We start from the raw sequence: 16367 nt of genomic DNA on the forward strand, positions 1-16367 counted from the left end.
CAGCAGGGGGCGCCGCTGATGAGCCGCTTCGAAAAACCTGGCAACCCGGGCCTGGATGCCGCCATGAAGGTCATCGGCGGCAAGTGGAAGGCACAGATCCTCTACAGCCTCGGCGACGAGGCGCGCCGCTTCGGCGAACTGCGCCGGCAGGTAGGCGGCATCAGCGAAAAGATGCTGGTGCTGCAATTGCGCGAGCTGGAGCTGGAAGGCCTGGTGCTGCGCCGCGACTACCAGCAGGTGCCGCCCCGCGTCGAATACCGCATCACTCCCCTGGGCGCCTCCCTGGTGGATGCGCTCAGGGTCCTCGATGACTGGGGCCGGCGCCACGGCGGGCAGATCGGCCTGCCGCCCCGGGTGATGGAGGACGAGTAGCGGCACGCGGGTTTCACCCGCCCCACGGAGCCGCGCCGGTCGGGGTTGGGTATCGGACGTAGGTCGGGTGCAGCCCGACACGCTTGCCGGAAACGCGGGCTTCAATCACTCAGTGAGGCTGTGCCGGGCGTAGGGTGGAGGTCGCTTTCTACCTCCACCAGGCGAGGTTGCAGGACTGCACCGACGGTACCGCCGGCGGCTCCCATCGCGAATGAATTCGCTCCCACTAAGGGTGGGGGCGGGATGCTGTTCAGTGGGCCCCCGCGTGCGCGGGGGTGACGATGTGTGGCGATAGCGTGTGCCGCACCGTCATCCTCGCGCACGCGGGGAACCACTCAAGCCAGGGGGCACGGCGTTGCCTGGTGCGCCGAATCGCGAATGAATGCGCTCCCACGGGTGGGGGCGGGATGCTGTTCAGTGGGCCCCCGCGTGCGCGGGGGTGACGGTGTAGAGGGATGGTGTGTGCCCCCTCGCCATCCTCGCGCACGCGGGGAACCACTCAACCCAGGGGGCGCGGCGCTGCCGGTCAGATGCGGAAGCTGCCCACCAGGTGCTTGAGCCGTTCGGCCTGTTGCTCCAGGTCGGCGCAGGCGCGCAGGGTGGCCTGGAGGTTTTCCACGCCTTCCTGGTTGAGGGTGTTGATCTCGGTGATGTCCATGTTCAGGGCTTCGACCACGGAGGTCTGTTCCTCGGTGGCGGTGGCCACGGACTGGTTCATGCCGTCGATCTCGCCGATGCGCTGGGTGACGCTGGAGAGGCGTTCGCCGGCCAGGTTGGCGATCTCGACGCTCTGCTGGCTGTAGCGTTGGCTCTCGGTCATGGTGCCGACCGCCTCGCGGGAGCCGACCTGCAGCTCTTCGATCATCTGGTGGATCTCCTGCGCCGACACCTGGGTGCGGTGGGCGAGGTTGCGCACCTCGTCGGCGACCACGGCGAAACCACGGCCGGCCTCGCCGGCGCGGGCGGCTTCGATGGCGGCGTTGAGGGCCAGCAGGTTGGTCTGCTCGGAGATGCCCTTGATCACGTCGAGGATCTGGCCGATGTCGACCGTCTTGCCGGCGAGGGTCTCGATCTGGGTGCTGGAGGCGCTGATCTTGGTGGACAGCTCGTGCATGGCGGTGAGGGTCTTGCCGACCACCTGCTTGCCTTCCTCGGCCAGTTCGCGGGCGTCGGAGGCCTGGTGCGAGGCGTCGGCGGCGTTGCGAGCGATCTCCTGGGCGGCGGCGCCCAGCTGGTTGATCGCGGCGGCGACGCTGTTGGTGCGCTGGGCCTGTTCGTCGGAGTTGTGCATCGAGGAATTGGAGGCGTTGACCACCAGCTTGGCCACTTCGTTGACCTGGATGGTGGCCGAGGACACCTCGCGGATCGACGCGTGGATGCGCGAGACGAAGCGGTTGAAGGCCTGGGCCAGCTCGCCGAATTCGTCCTGGGAGTGCACCTCCAGGCGGCGGGTCAGGTCGCCTTCGCCCTCGGCGATGTCGCCCATGGCGCGGCCCATCACCCGCAGCGGCTGCATCAGCACGCGGATCAGCATGCCCAGCAGGAAGAAGGTGACGACCACGGCGATGAGGGTGGCGATGATGGCCGAGGTGCGGAACTCGCCCAGCATGGAGAAGGCGGCGTCCTGATCCAGCACCAGGGCGATGTACCAGTCGGTGGACGGCACGCCCTCGATGGGGGTGAAGGAGATGAACTGGGTGCGACCGTCCACCTCGATCTCGGAGACGCCCGGGCGGATGGCCGGGGTGGCGCCGGGGTAGAGGTCGCTGAGGTTCTTGAGGATGTACTGGTTCTGCGGGTGCAGCAGCACCTTGCCCTGGGCGCTGACCAGGAAGGCGTGGCCGTTGCCCTTGAAGTTCAGCGAGTTGATCAGGCGGGTGATGCTCTCCAGGTCCATGTCGGCGCCGGCGACGCCGACGAAGCGGCCATCGACGCGTACCGGGGTGGCGATGGTGATCACCAGCTTGCCCGAGGAGGCGGCGATGTACGGCTCGGTGAGGATGGTGCCCTGGGCGGCGCTGGCGGCCTTGTACCAGCCGCGCTGGCGCGGGTCGTAGTCGGCGGGGCGATTGCCGGCCGGCACCGAGAACATCAGGCCGTCTTCACCGCCGAAGTAGCTGAGCTGGAAGCGCTGGCCATACACCGGCAGGCCGATGGAGCGGGCCAGTTGCTCCTTCTCGGTGCCATTGGCGGCGACCTGCTGGCCGAGGGATTCGAGCAGCTGGATGCGGCCTTCCAGCCAGTTCTTGATGTTGCTGGTGGTCAGCGCGCCGAGGTCCTGCAGCGAGTTGTGCACGTCGGTGCGCAGGGTCTGGCGCTGGCGATAGTCGTTGAACAGCACGAAGCAGGCGAAGGCGGTGATCATCACCAGCGACGCTGCCAGGAGGATCTTGTGGCTGAATTTCAGGTTGTTGGGCATCGCAAGGTATCCACGTGTTCTGGCAGCGGGTGTGCCTGTTATTCGACAGCCGGGTTTTGCCAGGCTGCGGGATAGTCGTTACAGCGCGGAGTACGGGGTCGCCGTCTGGCCGCGAACACAGCCAGGGCCGGGCCGACGCACGAAGCGGGCCTTGGCTGGACGCTGTGGGGGTTCCGCAGGACGCGGAGAAGAGCCCGGGCGCGTTGGCGCCGTGGGGCATGAGGCCGGGTTGCGGGCCTTCGTATCTGTGGGCATTCCATCGCCGAACGTGCCGGCGCGGGAAGCCCGGCGCCGGGCGGCGCGCATGATGGCATTTTGGCTGTGACTGGTGAATCCCCCTCGGTCACTTTTGCAGCATGAGACGGACGAGCGGGTGCAACCGGGTGATACCCCGGCCCAACGCGCTCACACCGCGAAGGCAGGGGCAGTCCGACGCCTAGGGCAGCTCCTTCACCAGCTCCGCCGGCGCGGTCCAGGGCAGGTTGTGGGCGTCGGCGACACCCCCGTTGGCCAGGCGGCCACGGGCGACGTTGAGGCCGTTGCGCAGGTGCGCGTCGTCCGCCAGGGCCTTGCGCGTCCCCTTGTTGGCCAGGGCGATGACGAAGGGCAGGGTGGCGTTGTTCAGCGCCAGGGTCGCGGTGCGCGCCACGGCGCCGGGCATGTTGGCCACGCAGTAGTGCACCACGCCGTCGACCTTGTAGGTGGGCGCCGCGTGGGTGGTGGCATGGGAGGTTTCGGCGCAGCCGCCCTGGTCGATGGCGACATCCACCAGCACCGCGCCCTCGGCCATCAGCGCCACCATCTCGGCGGTGATCAGCTTGGGTGCGGCGGCGCCGGGGACCAGCACGCCGCCGATCACCAGGTCGGCGGCCAGCACCTGCTCGCGCAGGGCCGCATGGGTGGAGCAGAGGGTGGTGATGCGGTTGCCGTAGAGGGTGTCCAGGCGGCGCAGGGCATCGACGTTGCGGTCCAGCACGGTGACGTCGGCGCCCAGGCCGACGGCCATGGCCACCGCGTGGCTGCCGACCACCCCGGCACCGAGCACCACCACCTTGCCCGGGGCCACGCCCGGTACGCCGCCGAGCAGCACGCCGCGCCCACCCCGGGCCTTCTCCAGGCAACTGGCGCCGGCCTGGATGGACATGCGCCCGGCCACCTCCGACATCGGGGCCAGCAGGGGCAGGCGGCCGAGGTTGTCGGTGACCGTCTCGTAGGCGATGCAGGTGGCGCCGGAGGCCATCAGCTCTTCGGTCTGCGGCCGGTCGGGGGCCAGGTGCAGGTAGGTGAACAGCGTCTGGTCGGGGCGCAGGCGCGAGCGTTCGGTGGCCAGCGGTTCCTTGACCTTCACCAGCAGTTGGGCGGTGTAGAAGAGTTCGTCGGCACTGGCGGCGATATGCCCGCCGGCTTCCAGGTAGTCGGTGTCGCTGAACCCGATGCCGGCGCCGGCGTGGGTCTCGATCCAGACCTCATGGCCCAGCCGGTGCAGTTCCGCGACGGACTGCGGCGTCAGGCCCACGCGGTACTCGTGGTTCTTGATCTCCTTGGGCACGCCTATGCGCATGGTCGTCTCCTCTCCAGTCGGGAAGGGTTCCTGTCTGGAGTGTAGAAAAGCTCAGGGTGAGCGAGTGGCTAATTCGTAGGATGGGTAGCGCAACGCGAAACCCATCGCCTTGCGCGCTGGGCATGGGCATGGGCATGTGCCCTGTGGGAGGGCACGGCGCGCGGGTAGTCCGGGGAGTCTCGGTGCTCCGTCAGCATGGGTTTCGCTGCGCTCTACCCATCCTACGAGGCGGGCTTGCGTCAGCGCTTTTGCAACCACTGCAGGAAGCCGCCCTTGCGGATGGCGGTGGGCTTCTGCAGCACTTCGTAGGATGGGTAGAGCAACGCGAAACCCATCGCCTTGCGCGCTGGGCATGGGCACGTGCCCTGTGGGAGGGCACGGCGCGCGGGTAGTCCGGGAGTCTCGGCGCTCCGTCAGCATGGGTTTCGCTGCGCTCTACCCATCCTACGAGGCGGCTTGCGTCAGCGCTTTTGCAACCACTGCAGGAAGCCGCCCTTGCGGATGGCGGTGGGCTTCTGCAGCAGCAGGGAGTGGCTGGCCTGTTCGCGGAAGGTGTGCAGGCGGTTTAAGGCGGTGCGGATTTCGCTGCGCTGTTCCAGGCAGGCGCGGATGTTGTCGCGCTCGATGCGGTACAGGCGGCAGGAGGTGAGGGCGGTGAAGCGGGCGCTGGAAGGGGCGTCGTCGATGATGCCTTCCTCGCCCATGATCTCGCCGGGGCCCATGCGCCCGGCCTCGACCCAGGCGTCGCCGTCGGGCACCGCCGCCGAGATCACCCCGGTGCCGATCACCAGCAGGTGCCCGGCCACCTCGCCGGCATCCAGCACCACCTGGCCGGCCAGGTAGTCGCGGGCATCCATGGCCTGGGCGATCAGGTCCTTCTCCTCGTTGCCCAGGGCACGGAAGATCTTCACCTCGTCCAGCAGCAGGCGCTGGCGCGGCTGGGGCAGGGCATCGGCCTTCCACACCACGCCGCTGGCCTCCAGGTGGCGATGGGCGAGGTCGAACATCAGGTTGCGCACCTCCACCTTGCTGGTCTTCGGTCCGACGAAGCCGCTCGCCTCGTAGACATTGACCGAGGCGCCGGCGCTCTTGATCGCCACCTTGGGCGCGGGGGCGGCGAGCAGGGCGCTGCAGCCCTGCAGGGTCTTCTCCAGGGCGTCCAGCACCCGGCGCGGGCGCACGCTGGCGGGCACCTCCAGGCTGATGGAGACCCCGTGGGCATCGTTGGGGCGGCTGCTGTTGAGGATCTTCGCCTTGGCCGCCACCGAGTTGGGGATCACCGCCGTGCTGCCCTGGCTGGTGAGCAGGTGGGTGGCGCGCCAGTCGATCTCGATGACCTTGCCCTCGGTGCCGTCGATGGAGATCCAGTCATCCAGCTGATAGGGCTTGGTGGTGTTGAGGATGATCCCGGAGAACACGTCCGCCAGGGTGCTCTGCAACGCCAGGCCGACGATGATCGCCATGGCGCCGGAGGTGGCCAGCAGGCCCTTGACCGGCAGCTGCATCACGTAGCCGGCGGCGGCGACGATGGCGACGAGGAAGATCACCGCGCCCATCACGTCCTGCAGCAGGCGCCCGGTGTGGCCGCTGCGGGAGATCAGCAGCAGGCCCAGCACCACGGTCAGGGTGCGCGCGCAGTAAAGCCACCAGACGATCTCCAGCAGCGTGCCGGTCAGTGCCTGGGCCGTGTCGGCGCCGGGCGGCGGCAGCAGCGGGCTGAGCCCCGCGTTGATGATCAGCGCGCTGTAGGCGAGGAACAGCCCGAGTCGCGCCAGGACCCGCCACGCCGCCGGGTTGGCCGGCAGCAGGCGCCAGGCGATCAGGTCGGCCAGCACCAGGGCGATGCCGAAGATCAGCGGGTAGTTCTGCAGCATGTCGGGCATTCGGAGTGGGCCTCGGGTGGTGGCGGGGGCGCGCAGCATCTCGCCGGCTCGCGCGTGGCGCAAGGGGGCGATGCCATTCTGGCCCAGTGCGCGGCGTTCGCCAGCCCCCGAACGCGGCCCGGTCGCCAGGATGGCCACCGCGAGGGCACATCGGGACCAAGCCAGCACATCCATACAAGTCGTTCCCGGCCTGGCGCGGCACCATGGCCGCCAATCCAACCGACCGGAGCGACACCATGGCGAACGCCGCCACGACACTGCCGCCGGCTGGGCCGAGTGACTGGGGCCTGCTGTTCCTGCGTGCCAGCGGCGCGCTGCTGCTGCTCTGGGTGCACGGCCTGCCCAAGCTGCTGGGCTTCAGCCAGGAACTGAGGCTGATCGAGGACCCGCTGCACCTGGGCGCGCTGCCGACGCTGCTGCTGGCGATCTTCGCCGAAGTGGCCTGCCCGCTGGCGATCCTCTGCGGCACCCTGACCCGCCTGGCCTGCGTGCCGATCCTGGTCGTGCTGCTGGTCTCGCTCGTCGTCGTGCACCCGGGCTGGTCCATCGCCGAAGGCCAGTTCGCCTGGCTGCTGCTGATCGTCTTCACCACCCTCCTGATCAGTGGCCCGGGCGCGCTCGCCTGGCCCCTGCCGCGCCTCGGCGGGCAGGGCGCAACGGCACTGCTACGCTGATTTCTCCGGCGCCGGCTGCCGGCGCTCAACCCCTCGACAGGAGCTGGACATGCCCGATGAACTCACGCGGGAAGTCGTCACCCTGCTGGTACGCCACCGTATCCGCGCGGGTAGCGAGGCCGACTACGAAGCCTGGTTGCGCCGCACCATCACCACTGCACGGGGCTACCCCGGGCACCTCGGCATCGACGTGATGCGCGGCCACGAAGCCGGCCTCGCGCTGTTCACCTGCGTGCTGCGCTTCGCCAGCACCGGGCAGCTGCAGGACTGGCTGGACTCCAGCGAACGCCGCGCCCTGATCGCCGAAGCCGAGCCGCTGCTGGCCGATGGCGACCGCATCGAGGTGCAGGACGAGCGCGAGTTCTGGTTCACCCCGCAGGCGCCGGACGCGCCCCAGCCGCCGCGCTGGAAGCAGGCTTGCGTCACCTTCCTGGTGATCCTGCCGCTGAGCCTGGTGGTGCCGCTGCTGTGGCAGCCGGCCTTCGCCCGCCTGCCCTGGCTGGGCAGCTACCTGGGCAGCAACCTGGTGATCACCGCGAGCATCGTGCTGCTGGTCGTCTACCTCTTCATGCCCCGTGCCACCCGGCTGTTCGCCGGCTGGCTCAACGCCCGCTGACCGGAGAACACCATGGACAACGACGACACCAACCGGGGCCGCCGCCGCTTCCTCGCCAACAGCTCCGTGCTGGGCGCGGCGGGTGCGCTCTGGTCCGCCCTGCCTTTCGCCGGCATGCCCGGCGCCTCTTTCGCCGCCACTTCGGGAACCGACATGAAAGCCGATCTCATCCTCTTCAATGGCCGCCTGCACACGGTGGACCGCGACAACCCCAGCGCCACGGCCGTGGCCATCAGGGACGGCCGCTTCATCGCCGTCGGCAGCGACGCCGAGGCCATGGCCCTGCGCGGCGACGCCACCCGCGTCGTCGACCTGAAGAAGCGCAGCGTCATCCCCGGCCTCAACGACTCGCACCTGCACCTCATCCGGGGCGGCCTCAACTACAACCTGGAGCTGCGCTGGGAGGGCGTGCCGTCCCTGGCCGATGCCCTGCGCATGCTCAAGGAACAGGCCGACCGCACGCCGACGCCGCAGTGGGTGCGCGTGGTGGGTGGCTGGAACGAATTCCAGTTCGCCGAGAAGCGCATGCCGACCCTCGATGAGCTGAACAAGGCCGCGCCGGACACCCCGGTGTTCGTGCTCCACCTCTACGACCGCGCGCTGCTCAACCGCGCCGCGCTGAAAGTGGTCGGCTACACCAAGGACACGCCCAACCCGCCGGGCGGCGAGATCGTCCGCGACAGCCGTGGCGAGCCCACCGGCATGCTGGTGGCCCGCCCCAACGCGATGATCCTCTACTCGACCCTGAGCAAGGGCCCGAAGCTGCCGCTGGACTACCAGGTCAACTCCACCCGCCAGTTCATGCGCGAGCTCAACCGCCTGGGCATCACCAGCGCGATCGACGCCGGCGGCGGCTACCAGAACTACCCGGAGGACTACCAGGTGATCGAGCAGCTGGCCAAGGCCGACCAGCTCACCGTGCGCATCGCCTACAACCTGTTCACCCAGAAGCCCAAGGAAGAGCTGGAGGACTTCAAGCGCTGGACCGGCTCGGTGAAATACGGCCAGGGCAACGACTTCCTCCGCCACAACGGCGCCGGCGAGATGCTGGTGTTCTCCGCCGCCGATTTCGAGGACTTCCTCGAACCGCGCCCGGACCTGCCGCAGACCATGGAGCAGGAACTGGAACCGGTGGTGCGCCACCTGGTGGAGCAGCGCTGGCCCTTCCGCCTGCACGCCACCTACGACGAATCCATCTCGCGCATGCTCGACGTGTTCGAGAAGGTCGACCGCGACATCCCCTTCAACGGCCTGCCCTGGTTCTTCGACCACGCCGAGACCATCACGCCGAGGAACATCGAGCGCGTGCGCGCCCTGGGCGGCGGCATCGCCATCCAGGACCGCATGGCCTTCCAGGGCGAGTACTTCGTCGAGCGCTACGGCTCCAAGGCCGCCGAGAAGACCCCGCCGATCCAGCGCATGCTCGCCGAGGGCGTGCCCGTGGGCGCCGGAACCGACGCCACCCGCGTCTCCAGCTACAACCCCTGGACCTCGCTCTACTGGCTGGTCAGCGGCCGCACCGTCGGCGGCCTGGAGCTGTACCCGCAGGGCCTGAGCCGCGCCACCGCGCTGGAGCTGTTCACCCACGGCAGCGCCTGGTTCTCCTCGGAGCAGGGCAAGAAGGGCCAGATCAAGGTGGGCCAGCTGGCCGATTTGGTGGCGCTTTCGGCGGACTTCTTCAGCGTCGAGGAAGAAGCCATCAAGTGGATCGAGTCCGTGCTCACGGTGGTGGACGGCAAGGTGGTGCACGCCGCCGCCGAGTTCGACGACCTCGCGCCGCCGACCGTGCCGGTGCTGCCGGACTGGTCGCCGGTGGCCAAGGTGCCCGGGCACTGGCGCCCGAGCGCGCCGCTGGTGGCGCAGGTGCACCAGTGCGTCGGCCCGTGCGGCGTGCACGCCCACAGCCACGAGCGGGCGCGCCTCTCCAGCGTGCCGGTGAGCGACTTCCAGGGCTTCTGGGGCGCGTTCGGCTGCTCGTGCTTCGCCTTCTGATCCGCACTGTCCCCTGCAACCTCCCGCCGGCCCTCGGGGCCGGCGTCCAACCGAAGCAAGGAGAAATGCCATGGCTTACCGCTATAACCGCCTCGACAAGGACAACGCCGCCGTGCTGCTGGTCGACCACCAGGCCGGCCTGCTGTCGCTGGTGCGTGACTTCACCCCCGACGAGTTCAAGAACAACGTGCTGGCCCTGGCCGACATCGCCAAGTTCTTCAACCTGCCGACCATCCTCACCACCAGCTTCGAGAACGGCCCCAACGGCCCCATCGTGCCGGAGCTCAAGGCCCTGTTCCCGGATGCGCCCTACATCCCGCGCCCGGGCCAGATCAACGCCTGGGACAACGCCGATTTCGTCGACGCAGTGAAGGCCACCGGCCGCAAGCAGCTGATCATCGCTGGCGTGGTGACCGACGTCTGCGTGGCGTTCCCGACCCTGTCGGCCCTGGAGGAGGGCTTCGAGGTGTTCGTCGTCACCGACGCCTCCGGCACCTTCAATCCGGTGGTGCGCGACGCCGCCCTCGATCGCATGAGCCAGGCTGGCGCCCAGCTGATGAACTGGTTCAGCGTCGGCTGCGAGCTGCACCGTGACTGGCGCAACGACATCGAGGGCTTCGGCGGCATCCTCGGGGGCCACCTGCCGGCCTACGCCAACCTGATCCAGAGCTACAGCCAGAAGCCCTGATCCGCCGACGGCCCCGCAAGGGGCCGTTTGCTGCACGAATCTTCCAGACGCGTTTTTCCGACGACCGATAATGGCCTTCCAACCGCGCCCGGTGCAGGCTTGCACCCTGGCCCCTGGAGAGCCCCTTGGAAAATCGCAACTGGATCGATCTCGCGCAGGACGGTGACACGGGCATCGAGACCATCCGCGCCCATTTCCAGGGCCACGCCTACGACCCGCACTGGCACGACAGCTACCTGGTGGGCGTCACCGAACAGGGTGTGCAGCAGTTCAACTGCCGGCGCCGGCGCAACGTCAGCACCCCGGGGCAGGTGTTCCTGCTCGAGCCGGGCGAGATCCATGACGGCCACGCGCCCACCGAGGAAGGCTTCACCTATTCCACGCTCTACCTCGACCCGCACTGGATCGAGCGCGAGATGCACGCGCTGTTCGAGGACGCCCCGGCCGGCTGCCAGCCGAGCTTCGCCGACACCCTGGCCCACGACCCGACCCTGGCGCATGCCACCCTGCAGGCCTTCCACGCCCTGCACGGCAACGAGGTGCGCATGCTGCGCCAGGCCGCCATCGACAACCTGCTGGCGAAGATGACCGGGCACCTGCACTGGCGCCTGTGCCAGCCACAGGACCCGCGCCTGCCCCGGGTGGCGCTGCGTGCACGGGACTACCTGCACGCGCACCTGGACGAGGAGATCGGCCTGGACGACCTGGCCCGCATCACCGGTGTCGACCGCTTCCGCCTCACCCGTGCCTTCAAGGCCGCCTTCGGCCTGGCGCCCCACGCCTACCTGATCCAGCTGCGCCTGGCCCGCGCCCGCACCCTGCTGGCCCGGGGCGACACGCCGGCGCAGGTCGCCAGCGCCCTCGGCTTCGCCGACCAGAGCCACCTCGGGCGCTGGTTCCGCCGCGCCTACCGGCTGACCCCGGCGGACTACCGCAAGCGCTGCTCAAAGCTTCCAGACTGAGCCGGGCGCGGCGGCGAACATGGGGCTCGTCTTCACAGGAGCCCTCACCGATGCCCCGTTCCCTCTCGCTTCACCCTCGTTGCGGGGGCTGACCATGGAACAGCTGCTGCCTTTCCTGCTGTTCGCCTTCGTCGCCTCCATCACCCCCGGGCCCACCAATATCCTGGTGCTCAGCAATGCCTCGCGCTTCGGCCTGGGCGCGGCGCTGCCCATCGTCCTCGGCGCCTGCTGCGCTGCAGCGGCCATCGTGCTGCTGGTGGGGCTGGGCCTGGGCGAGGTGCTGGCCCGCCACCCCATGCTGCAACGGGCCATGGCCTGGGCCGGCATCGCCTGGCTGAGCTGGCTGGCCTGGCAGATCTTGCGCAGCGAGGCGCGTTCGCTGGACGACCCCGCCGAGCCCGGCACGCGCCTGGGCCTGGGCGGCGCCATCGGCCTGCAGCTGGTCAACCCCAAGGTGTGGATGATGGCCCTGGCGGTGGTCGGCGTATTCGCCGGGGAGGGCGCCGACAAGGCCGCGCGGGTGGTCACGCTGTCCCTGGTCTTCCTGCTGGTCTCCATCCCCTGCATGGGCGCCTGGGCGCTGCTCGGCTTCGGCAGCGCCCGCCTGTGGCGCAGCGCCGCCGCGCAGAAGCGCTTCAACCAGGCAATGGCATTGCTGCTCCTGGCCTCCGCCTGGCTCAGCCTGGTGGTCTAGCCCGCCCTGTCGGGTACGCCGGCACGATGCCCCACACGGCAGCTGTAGGGGCGAATTCATTGGCTCTGTCTGCGTTAAGTGTTGTGACTTTAATGCAAGCGCTCAAGCACGACCCTTTCCGGGCGCCCAAGGGTTCGTGCCACCGCCACTCCAACTTTCTTCGTCCAGCGCATCGCCACGTGGTGCGCACAGGCTTTCGTAGGATGGTGTAGAGCGAAGCGAAACCCATGCGGTGGAGGTGGCAGAAATACTTCGGTGCCCGGAAAGAGCCGTGCTTGAGCGCTTGCATTACAACCACAACAGCTAACGCAGACAGAGCCGATTCATTCGCCCAGCCCCCGCACCGTATTCCCCGGTGACATCGCCTGGTGGATGAAAGAGCGCCATCCACCCTACATCCCGATCAGCTCCATCGATCAGGCAGGGCATGTAGGTTGGCGCCGAGCGCAGCGAGGCCCAACACAGCGATGTCCGGCCTCGCTGCGGGCTTTCCCTGTGGGAGCGGCTTCAGCCGCGAAAGACTCCCCGCCGGCACCTTGCTGCGAGTGAGCCGGCACTCCATCGGCTCCCACAATGGGCCGCCGCAGCCCAATAAAAAGCCCGCCATGAAGGCGGGCTTGAAAGGGGCGGGGCGCTCAGTAGTCCATGCCGTCCTCGATGGGGATGCCCTGCTGGCGCATCCGCGCGATCAGCTCGGCGCGGGTGCCGGGCAGGTTGAGCATGTTCACCTTGCGCAGGCGGGCGACTTCCTCGGCGCTGTAGGGCACGTAGCGCGCGGGCATGCTCTTGCCGGCCATGCCGTCCTCGCGCATCAGCCAGTTGAGCAGGTCGGCCAGTTGCGCGTCGTTGAGCGCGGACTGGGACATGCCCGGCACGCGCACGAGGAACTCGCGACCGCCCTCGACCTTGAGGAAGTTGCCGACGAAGTCCTTCATCCGTGGCGTGTCGTTGGCTTTCGAACCGGTGCCGTCACCCAGGTGGCAGCCGGCGCATTGCAGCTGGTAGTTCACCGGCGTGCTGTAGCCCGCCTGGGCGATCGGCTTCTGCTGTGCCTCGTTGCCGGGCGCGGCCCGCTGGTGCGGGTCGGGGATCGCCCGGGCGAACGCCGGCGGGGCTGCCATGGCGCAGGCCAGCGCGGCGACGAACAGTGCTCGCATGACAACCCCTCCGTTCATATCGCCACGCCGCGGATCACCGAGATGGTGCAGTGGTAGATGTGCGACTTGGCGGCCAGGCACCAGTTCACGTCGTTGTTGTTGAAGGGGCGGTAGGCCGGCTCCTCGCTGTCGTTGCGGGTACAGGCGCACTGGGCGCAGCTGTGCTTACCGCAGCAGTCGTTGTAGGAAATGATGTAGTCCTTGCCGTCCGCCGGGTTGCGGCAGGTGCCGATCCAGGTCACCTGGGACACCTCGGTGCCCGGCGGGCAGGAGGTGACGGTGCCGCCGCAGCAACTGCAGAGGAAGCCGTCGATGGAGCAGTAGCGCCAGTAGTCGCAGCTGGTCGGGTCGCCCGGGTCGCCGGCCTGGGGCGCTTCGGCGGCCAGGGCCTTGGCGGTGCGGTCGATGGGCAGCAGCACCGGCAGTGCGGCGCCGGCCACCATCAGCGAGCCGAAGCGGGCCAGCAGCTTGCGCCGCGAGGTGGTGTCGGCGACGTGCCGGGCGGAGCGTTCGAACAGGAGGTCGAGCAGTTTCATGGAAGTCTCCCTTCCTTATTGTTGTGCGGAGTGCGAGTGGCCATGGGAATGGCCGCCGTGCAGGTACTGCTGCAGGGTCGCGCTGCCCAGGTGTTCGGTCTCGAACAGGCTGTCCAGGTGCTCGCGGGAATTGACCAGGCCCTTGGCACGCAGGGTGCCGGCCTTGTCGATCAGTGCGGCGTAGGGGAGCTTGCCGATCTGGTAGGTCATGCCCACTTCCGGGCCGACCACGTAGGTGACGTCTTCCAGCTTGTGCTCGCGGATCAGCGCGGCCTGGGCGTCCATGTCGCCGTCGCTGACGTAGACCACTTCCAGGCGGTCGGCCTGTTCCCTGGCGATGGAGCGGATGGCCGGCAGCAGGGATTTGCAGATGGGGCAGGTGGGCGAGAGGAAGAACAGCAACTGCGCCTTCTCGCCGGCATAGCCGAAGTTCACCGGGCGGCCGTTGCGGTCGGCGGCGGTCACCTTGGGCGCGGGGTCACCGACGGCGACGCCCTTGTCCATCATCAGCGCGCCGGCCGGGGCCAGGCGTGCGTGGAGCACGCCGATCTGGCGCACCAGGCCCATCACGGCGAAGGCCAGGGCGAGCAGCAGGCACCAGAGCAGGATGTTGGAAACGATCAGGCCTTCCATATTTCACCTTCCAATGAGTTTGAGCAGACGGGGGCTGTTGGCCAGCAGGCCATCGGCCGCGGCATAGATGAGCAGGGCGACGGCGGCCGCAGCGATCACCACGAAGCCGTCGAAGGCGCCCAGTTCACGGGCGCCGGGGGTGAGGGTGGCGACCAGCGCCAGGGCCACCAGCACCGCGTTGCGCAGCAGCAACTGCGGGCGGATGGGCTGGGACTGGTCCGGGCCGGAGCAGCCGCAATCGATGTCGCGACGGCCGCGCCACAGGTTCAGGCCGATGGCGCCGGCGTAGGCGGCCAGCAGCAGGGCCGCACCGAGGGCGGCGACGGCGCGGCTGGCGGGCACCAGCAGGGCGAAGGCCAGGGCCACCTCCAGCAGCGGCAGCAGCCGGGCGAAGGGCTTGAGCAGCACCTTCGGCAGCAGCTGGTAGGCCTCCACCTGGTCGCGGAACCGGGCCGGCGCACGCAACTTGTGGGTCGCGGCGCTGGCCAGGATCACCGCGACGGCGAGGGCGCTGGCGATGACGAAGATCGGGTCGCTGTACATGCGGACCTCCTAGTGGCTGAGGATCTGGATCGGCGTCTTGGCGATCTTTTCCATGGTGCCGGTGTGCTTGCCGCTGGCCAGGTCGAAGACCTCCAGGCCGCCGGTGATGTTGGTGCCCAGCAGCAGCGGCTTGTCGTCGTTGGTGGCGGCCAGGCTCCAGATCGGGTTGGGCGCTTCCAGGGTGGCGACCTTCTTGCCGGTCTTCAGGTCGTAGACCCAGACGAAGGGGCTCGGGTCTTCCCATTTCATCGGCTCGTGGGCGTCGTGCATCAGCACGTACAGGCGGTTGAGCCTGGGTGCCACGGCCAGCAGCTGCCAGCCGCCCGGTGCCCAGCCGGCCTTGCGCTCGGCGTCAGTGGTCAGCGACCAGGGTTCGAGCATCTTCGGCGTGTCGCCGGAGAAGTCCACGCCACGCACCTCGCCCTCGGTGGTGGTGAAGTAGTAGCGGTCGCCCACGGCGATGCCGCGCTCCACCAGCTTCTCGGCGTTGGGGTCGAAGAACGGCGTCTGCGTGCGCGAGGCTTCCTTGCCGCTCTCGTCGAGCTTGATCACCTGCAGCTTGCCGTCGCCGCACAGCGAGGCGAAGGCGCGCTTGCCCACCGGGTAGTTGAGCACGCAGCCGGGGATGGCGATCTCGGCGGTCACCGCCTTGGCCTGGGTGTCGACCACGGTCACCGAGGTGGACGGGGTGAAGTTGTAGACGTAGACGAAGCGGTCATCGCTGCTGGTGCCCAGGGAGTAGCGCTGGGTCAGCATCTCGGCGCGCTTGGTGGGTATCAGCACTTCCCAGGACGGCGACAGGGTGGAGGTGTCCCAGGCGGTCAGCACGTCGGTGCGGGTGCCCCGGGTGCCGCGCGAATAGAACAGGTCGGCGGTGTACAGGCGCTTGCCGTCACGGCTCAGGGTCGAGGGCGCGGCGAAGCCGGTGCTGACCATGCCGAGCATCTTCTTCTTCTCCGGGTCCACCACCGTCACGCGGCCGGCGACGAAGTTCTCGAACTCGACGTCGACGATGTAGGCGCGGTGCGGTTCGGGCGGGAAGGGCAAGGTCACCTGGCCGATGGTGTCGGCGGGAAGGTCCGCATGGGCGTTCAGCCCCGCCAGCGCAAGGCCTAGGCTCAGCGCTGAATGGACGAGGATCCTGTTTATTCGCATTAGGGGGGCTCCCTGAATTATTGGTCTGGCGGATCGCGGGTACGTTGGCAGATTTCTGCAGTACCAGTCTGCCTTGTGGCTGTGCCAGGGAAATTGCTCTGTCTGCCAACCCGTTGTCTGCCTGTGCCAGCCGTTGTGCCGGCGTGCCAGGGGCTTGCGTAAAGGTGCAGCGGGCAGGTGAGAGTGTAGTGCCGGTTGTCCAGTGGGCCCCCGCGTGCGCGGGGGTGACGATGTGTGGCGATAGCGTGTGCCGCACCGTCATCCTCGCGAACGCGGGGAACCACTCAAGCCAGGGGGCACGGCGTTGCCTGGTGCGCCGAATCGCGAATGAATGCGCTCACACGGGTGGGGGCGGGATGTTGTTCAGTGGGCCCCCGCGTGCGCGGGGGTGACGGTGTAGAGGGATGGTGTGTGCCCCCTCGTCATCCTCGCGCACGCGGGGAACCACTCAACCCAGGGGGCGCGGCGCTGCCGGTCAGATG

At 68.6% G+C, this 16367-nt stretch carries 15 protein-coding genes and 1 pseudogene; 7 read left to right on the forward strand and 9 right to left on the reverse strand.

The annotated features are described in order from the left end of the window. The first annotated feature begins 18 nt into the window (after positions 1 to 18). Positions 19 to 372: a helix-turn-helix domain-containing protein gene (locus tag DMX10_RS26505; RefSeq protein WP_111263903.1), complete on the forward strand. Its 354-nt coding sequence runs from the start codon at positions 19 to 21 to the stop codon at positions 370 to 372. A gap of 526 nt (positions 373 to 898) precedes the next feature. Here the strand turns inward: DMX10_RS26505 and DMX10_RS33770 are convergent. The 4 genes and pseudogenes from DMX10_RS33770 to DMX10_RS26520 form a co-directional block, all read right to left on the reverse strand. Beyond that, a complete protein-coding gene (locus tag DMX10_RS33770) occupies positions 899 to 1663 on the reverse strand; it encodes a methyl-accepting chemotaxis protein (RefSeq protein WP_371921731.1) in 765 nt (254 codons plus the stop codon). A 93-nt stretch (positions 1664 to 1756) separates the two neighbouring features. Beyond that, positions 1757 to 2791: pseudogene (locus DMX10_RS33775) on the reverse strand (cache domain-containing protein); the annotation flags it as partial. Between the two features lie 436 nt (positions 2792 to 3227). After that, entirely contained in the window at positions 3228 to 4352 is a 1125-nt protein-coding gene (gene ald / locus DMX10_RS26515; protein WP_111263905.1) for an alanine dehydrogenase, read from the reverse strand. Positions 4353 to 4813: 461 nt separating this feature from the next. Next, a complete protein-coding gene (locus tag DMX10_RS26520) occupies positions 4814 to 6235 on the reverse strand; it encodes a mechanosensitive ion channel domain-containing protein (protein ID WP_111263915.1) in 1422 nt (473 codons plus the stop codon). A 236-nt stretch (positions 6236 to 6471) separates the two neighbouring features. Between DMX10_RS26520 and DMX10_RS26525 the strand changes: the two genes are divergently transcribed. The 6 genes from DMX10_RS26525 (at position 6472) to DMX10_RS26550 (ending at position 11861) form a co-directional block, all read left to right on the forward strand. Beyond that, positions 6472 to 6909, forward strand: a complete 438-nt coding sequence (locus DMX10_RS26525) for a DoxX family protein (protein WP_111263906.1) — start codon at positions 6472 to 6474, stop codon at positions 6907 to 6909. Between the two features lie 49 nt (positions 6910 to 6958). After that, positions 6959 to 7525: an antibiotic biosynthesis monooxygenase gene (locus tag DMX10_RS26530; protein ID WP_111263907.1), complete on the forward strand. Its 567-nt coding sequence runs from the start codon at positions 6959 to 6961 to the stop codon at positions 7523 to 7525. Between the two features lie 153 nt (positions 7526 to 7678). After that, entirely contained in the window at positions 7679 to 9517 is a 1839-nt protein-coding gene (locus DMX10_RS26535; protein ID WP_111263916.1) for an amidohydrolase, read from the forward strand. Between the two features lie 70 nt (positions 9518 to 9587). Then, a complete protein-coding gene (gene ycaC / locus DMX10_RS26540) occupies positions 9588 to 10205 on the forward strand; it encodes an isochorismate family cysteine hydrolase YcaC (RefSeq protein ID WP_111263908.1) in 618 nt (205 codons plus the stop codon). Positions 10206 to 10330: 125 nt separating this feature from the next. Next, positions 10331 to 11167, forward strand: a complete 837-nt coding sequence (locus DMX10_RS26545) for an AraC family transcriptional regulator (RefSeq protein WP_111263909.1) — start codon at positions 10331 to 10333, stop codon at positions 11165 to 11167. 94 nt (positions 11168 to 11261) lie between these two features. Next, the gene (locus DMX10_RS26550; RefSeq protein ID WP_111263910.1) at positions 11262 to 11861 is read left to right on the forward strand and encodes a LysE family translocator; all 600 of its coding nucleotides are present in this window, start codon (positions 11262 to 11264) and stop codon (positions 11859 to 11861) included. 635 nt (positions 11862 to 12496) lie between these two features. Here DMX10_RS26550 and DMX10_RS26555 read toward each other — a convergent pair. From DMX10_RS26555 to DMX10_RS26575, 5 genes are read right to left on the reverse strand one after another with little or no spacing between them, the layout of a single operon-like run. Further along, complete coding sequence (locus tag DMX10_RS26555) at positions 12497 to 13018, reverse strand: cytochrome C (RefSeq protein WP_111263911.1); 522 nt, start codon at positions 13016 to 13018, stop codon at positions 12497 to 12499. A 14-nt stretch (positions 13019 to 13032) separates the two neighbouring features. Further along, the gene (locus DMX10_RS26560; protein ID WP_021217250.1) at positions 13033 to 13554 is read right to left on the reverse strand and encodes a methylamine dehydrogenase light chain; all 522 of its coding nucleotides are present in this window, start codon (positions 13552 to 13554) and stop codon (positions 13033 to 13035) included. A gap of 15 nt (positions 13555 to 13569) precedes the next feature. Further along, positions 13570 to 14187 carry a methylamine dehydrogenase accessory protein MauD gene (gene mauD, locus DMX10_RS26565; RefSeq protein ID WP_111263912.1) on the reverse strand — a complete coding sequence of 206 codons (618 nt, stop codon included), beginning with the start codon at positions 14185 to 14187 and terminating at the stop codon, positions 13570 to 13572. A 3-nt stretch (positions 14188 to 14190) separates the two neighbouring features. Next, a complete protein-coding gene (locus DMX10_RS26570; RefSeq protein ID WP_111263913.1) occupies positions 14191 to 14730 on the reverse strand; it encodes a MauE/DoxX family redox-associated membrane protein in 540 nt (179 codons plus the stop codon). Between the two features lie 9 nt (positions 14731 to 14739). Next, the gene (locus DMX10_RS26575; protein ID WP_111263914.1) at positions 14740 to 15885 is read right to left on the reverse strand and encodes an amine dehydrogenase large subunit; all 1146 of its coding nucleotides are present in this window, start codon (positions 15883 to 15885) and stop codon (positions 14740 to 14742) included. Positions 15886 to 16367: the final 482 nt, after the last annotated feature.

Source organism: Pseudomonas sp. 57B-090624, assembly GCF_003234055.1.
Classification (GTDB): domain Bacteria; phylum Pseudomonadota; class Gammaproteobacteria; order Pseudomonadales; family Pseudomonadaceae; genus Metapseudomonas; species Metapseudomonas tohonis.

What these genes read in the sequence shown, in the direction of transcription:
- DMX10_RS26505 (WP_111263903.1), top strand. Translation starts at nt 19, where the DNA reads ATGAGCCGCTTCGAAAAACCTGGCAACCCGGGCCTGGATGCCGCCATG.
- DMX10_RS33770 (WP_371921731.1), bottom strand. Translation starts at nt 1,663, where the DNA reads ATGCACAACTCCGACGAACAGGCCCAGCGCACCAACAGCGTCGCCGCC.
- ald (WP_111263905.1), bottom strand. Translation starts at nt 4,352, where the DNA reads ATGCGCATAGGCGTGCCCAAGGAGATCAAGAACCACGAGTACCGCGTG.
- DMX10_RS26520 (WP_111263915.1), bottom strand. Translation starts at nt 6,235, where the DNA reads ATGCCCGACATGCTGCAGAACTACCCGCTGATCTTCGGCATCGCCCTG.
- DMX10_RS26525 (WP_111263906.1), top strand. Translation starts at nt 6,472, where the DNA reads ATGGCGAACGCCGCCACGACACTGCCGCCGGCTGGGCCGAGTGACTGG.
- DMX10_RS26530 (WP_111263907.1), top strand. Translation starts at nt 6,959, where the DNA reads ATGCCCGATGAACTCACGCGGGAAGTCGTCACCCTGCTGGTACGCCAC.
- DMX10_RS26535 (WP_111263916.1), top strand. Translation starts at nt 7,679, where the DNA reads ATGAAAGCCGATCTCATCCTCTTCAATGGCCGCCTGCACACGGTGGAC.
- ycaC (WP_111263908.1), top strand. Translation starts at nt 9,588, where the DNA reads ATGGCTTACCGCTATAACCGCCTCGACAAGGACAACGCCGCCGTGCTG.
- DMX10_RS26550 (WP_111263910.1), top strand. Translation starts at nt 11,262, where the DNA reads ATGGAACAGCTGCTGCCTTTCCTGCTGTTCGCCTTCGTCGCCTCCATC.
- DMX10_RS26555 (WP_111263911.1), bottom strand. Translation starts at nt 13,018, where the DNA reads ATGCGAGCACTGTTCGTCGCCGCGCTGGCCTGCGCCATGGCAGCCCCG.
- DMX10_RS26560 (WP_021217250.1), bottom strand. Translation starts at nt 13,554, where the DNA reads ATGAAACTGCTCGACCTCCTGTTCGAACGCTCCGCCCGGCACGTCGCC.
- mauD (WP_111263912.1), bottom strand. Translation starts at nt 14,187, where the DNA reads ATGGAAGGCCTGATCGTTTCCAACATCCTGCTCTGGTGCCTGCTGCTC.
- DMX10_RS26570 (WP_111263913.1), bottom strand. Translation starts at nt 14,730, where the DNA reads ATGTACAGCGACCCGATCTTCGTCATCGCCAGCGCCCTCGCCGTCGCG.
- DMX10_RS26575 (WP_111263914.1), bottom strand. Translation starts at nt 15,885, where the DNA reads ATGCGAATAAACAGGATCCTCGTCCATTCAGCGCTGAGCCTAGGCCTT.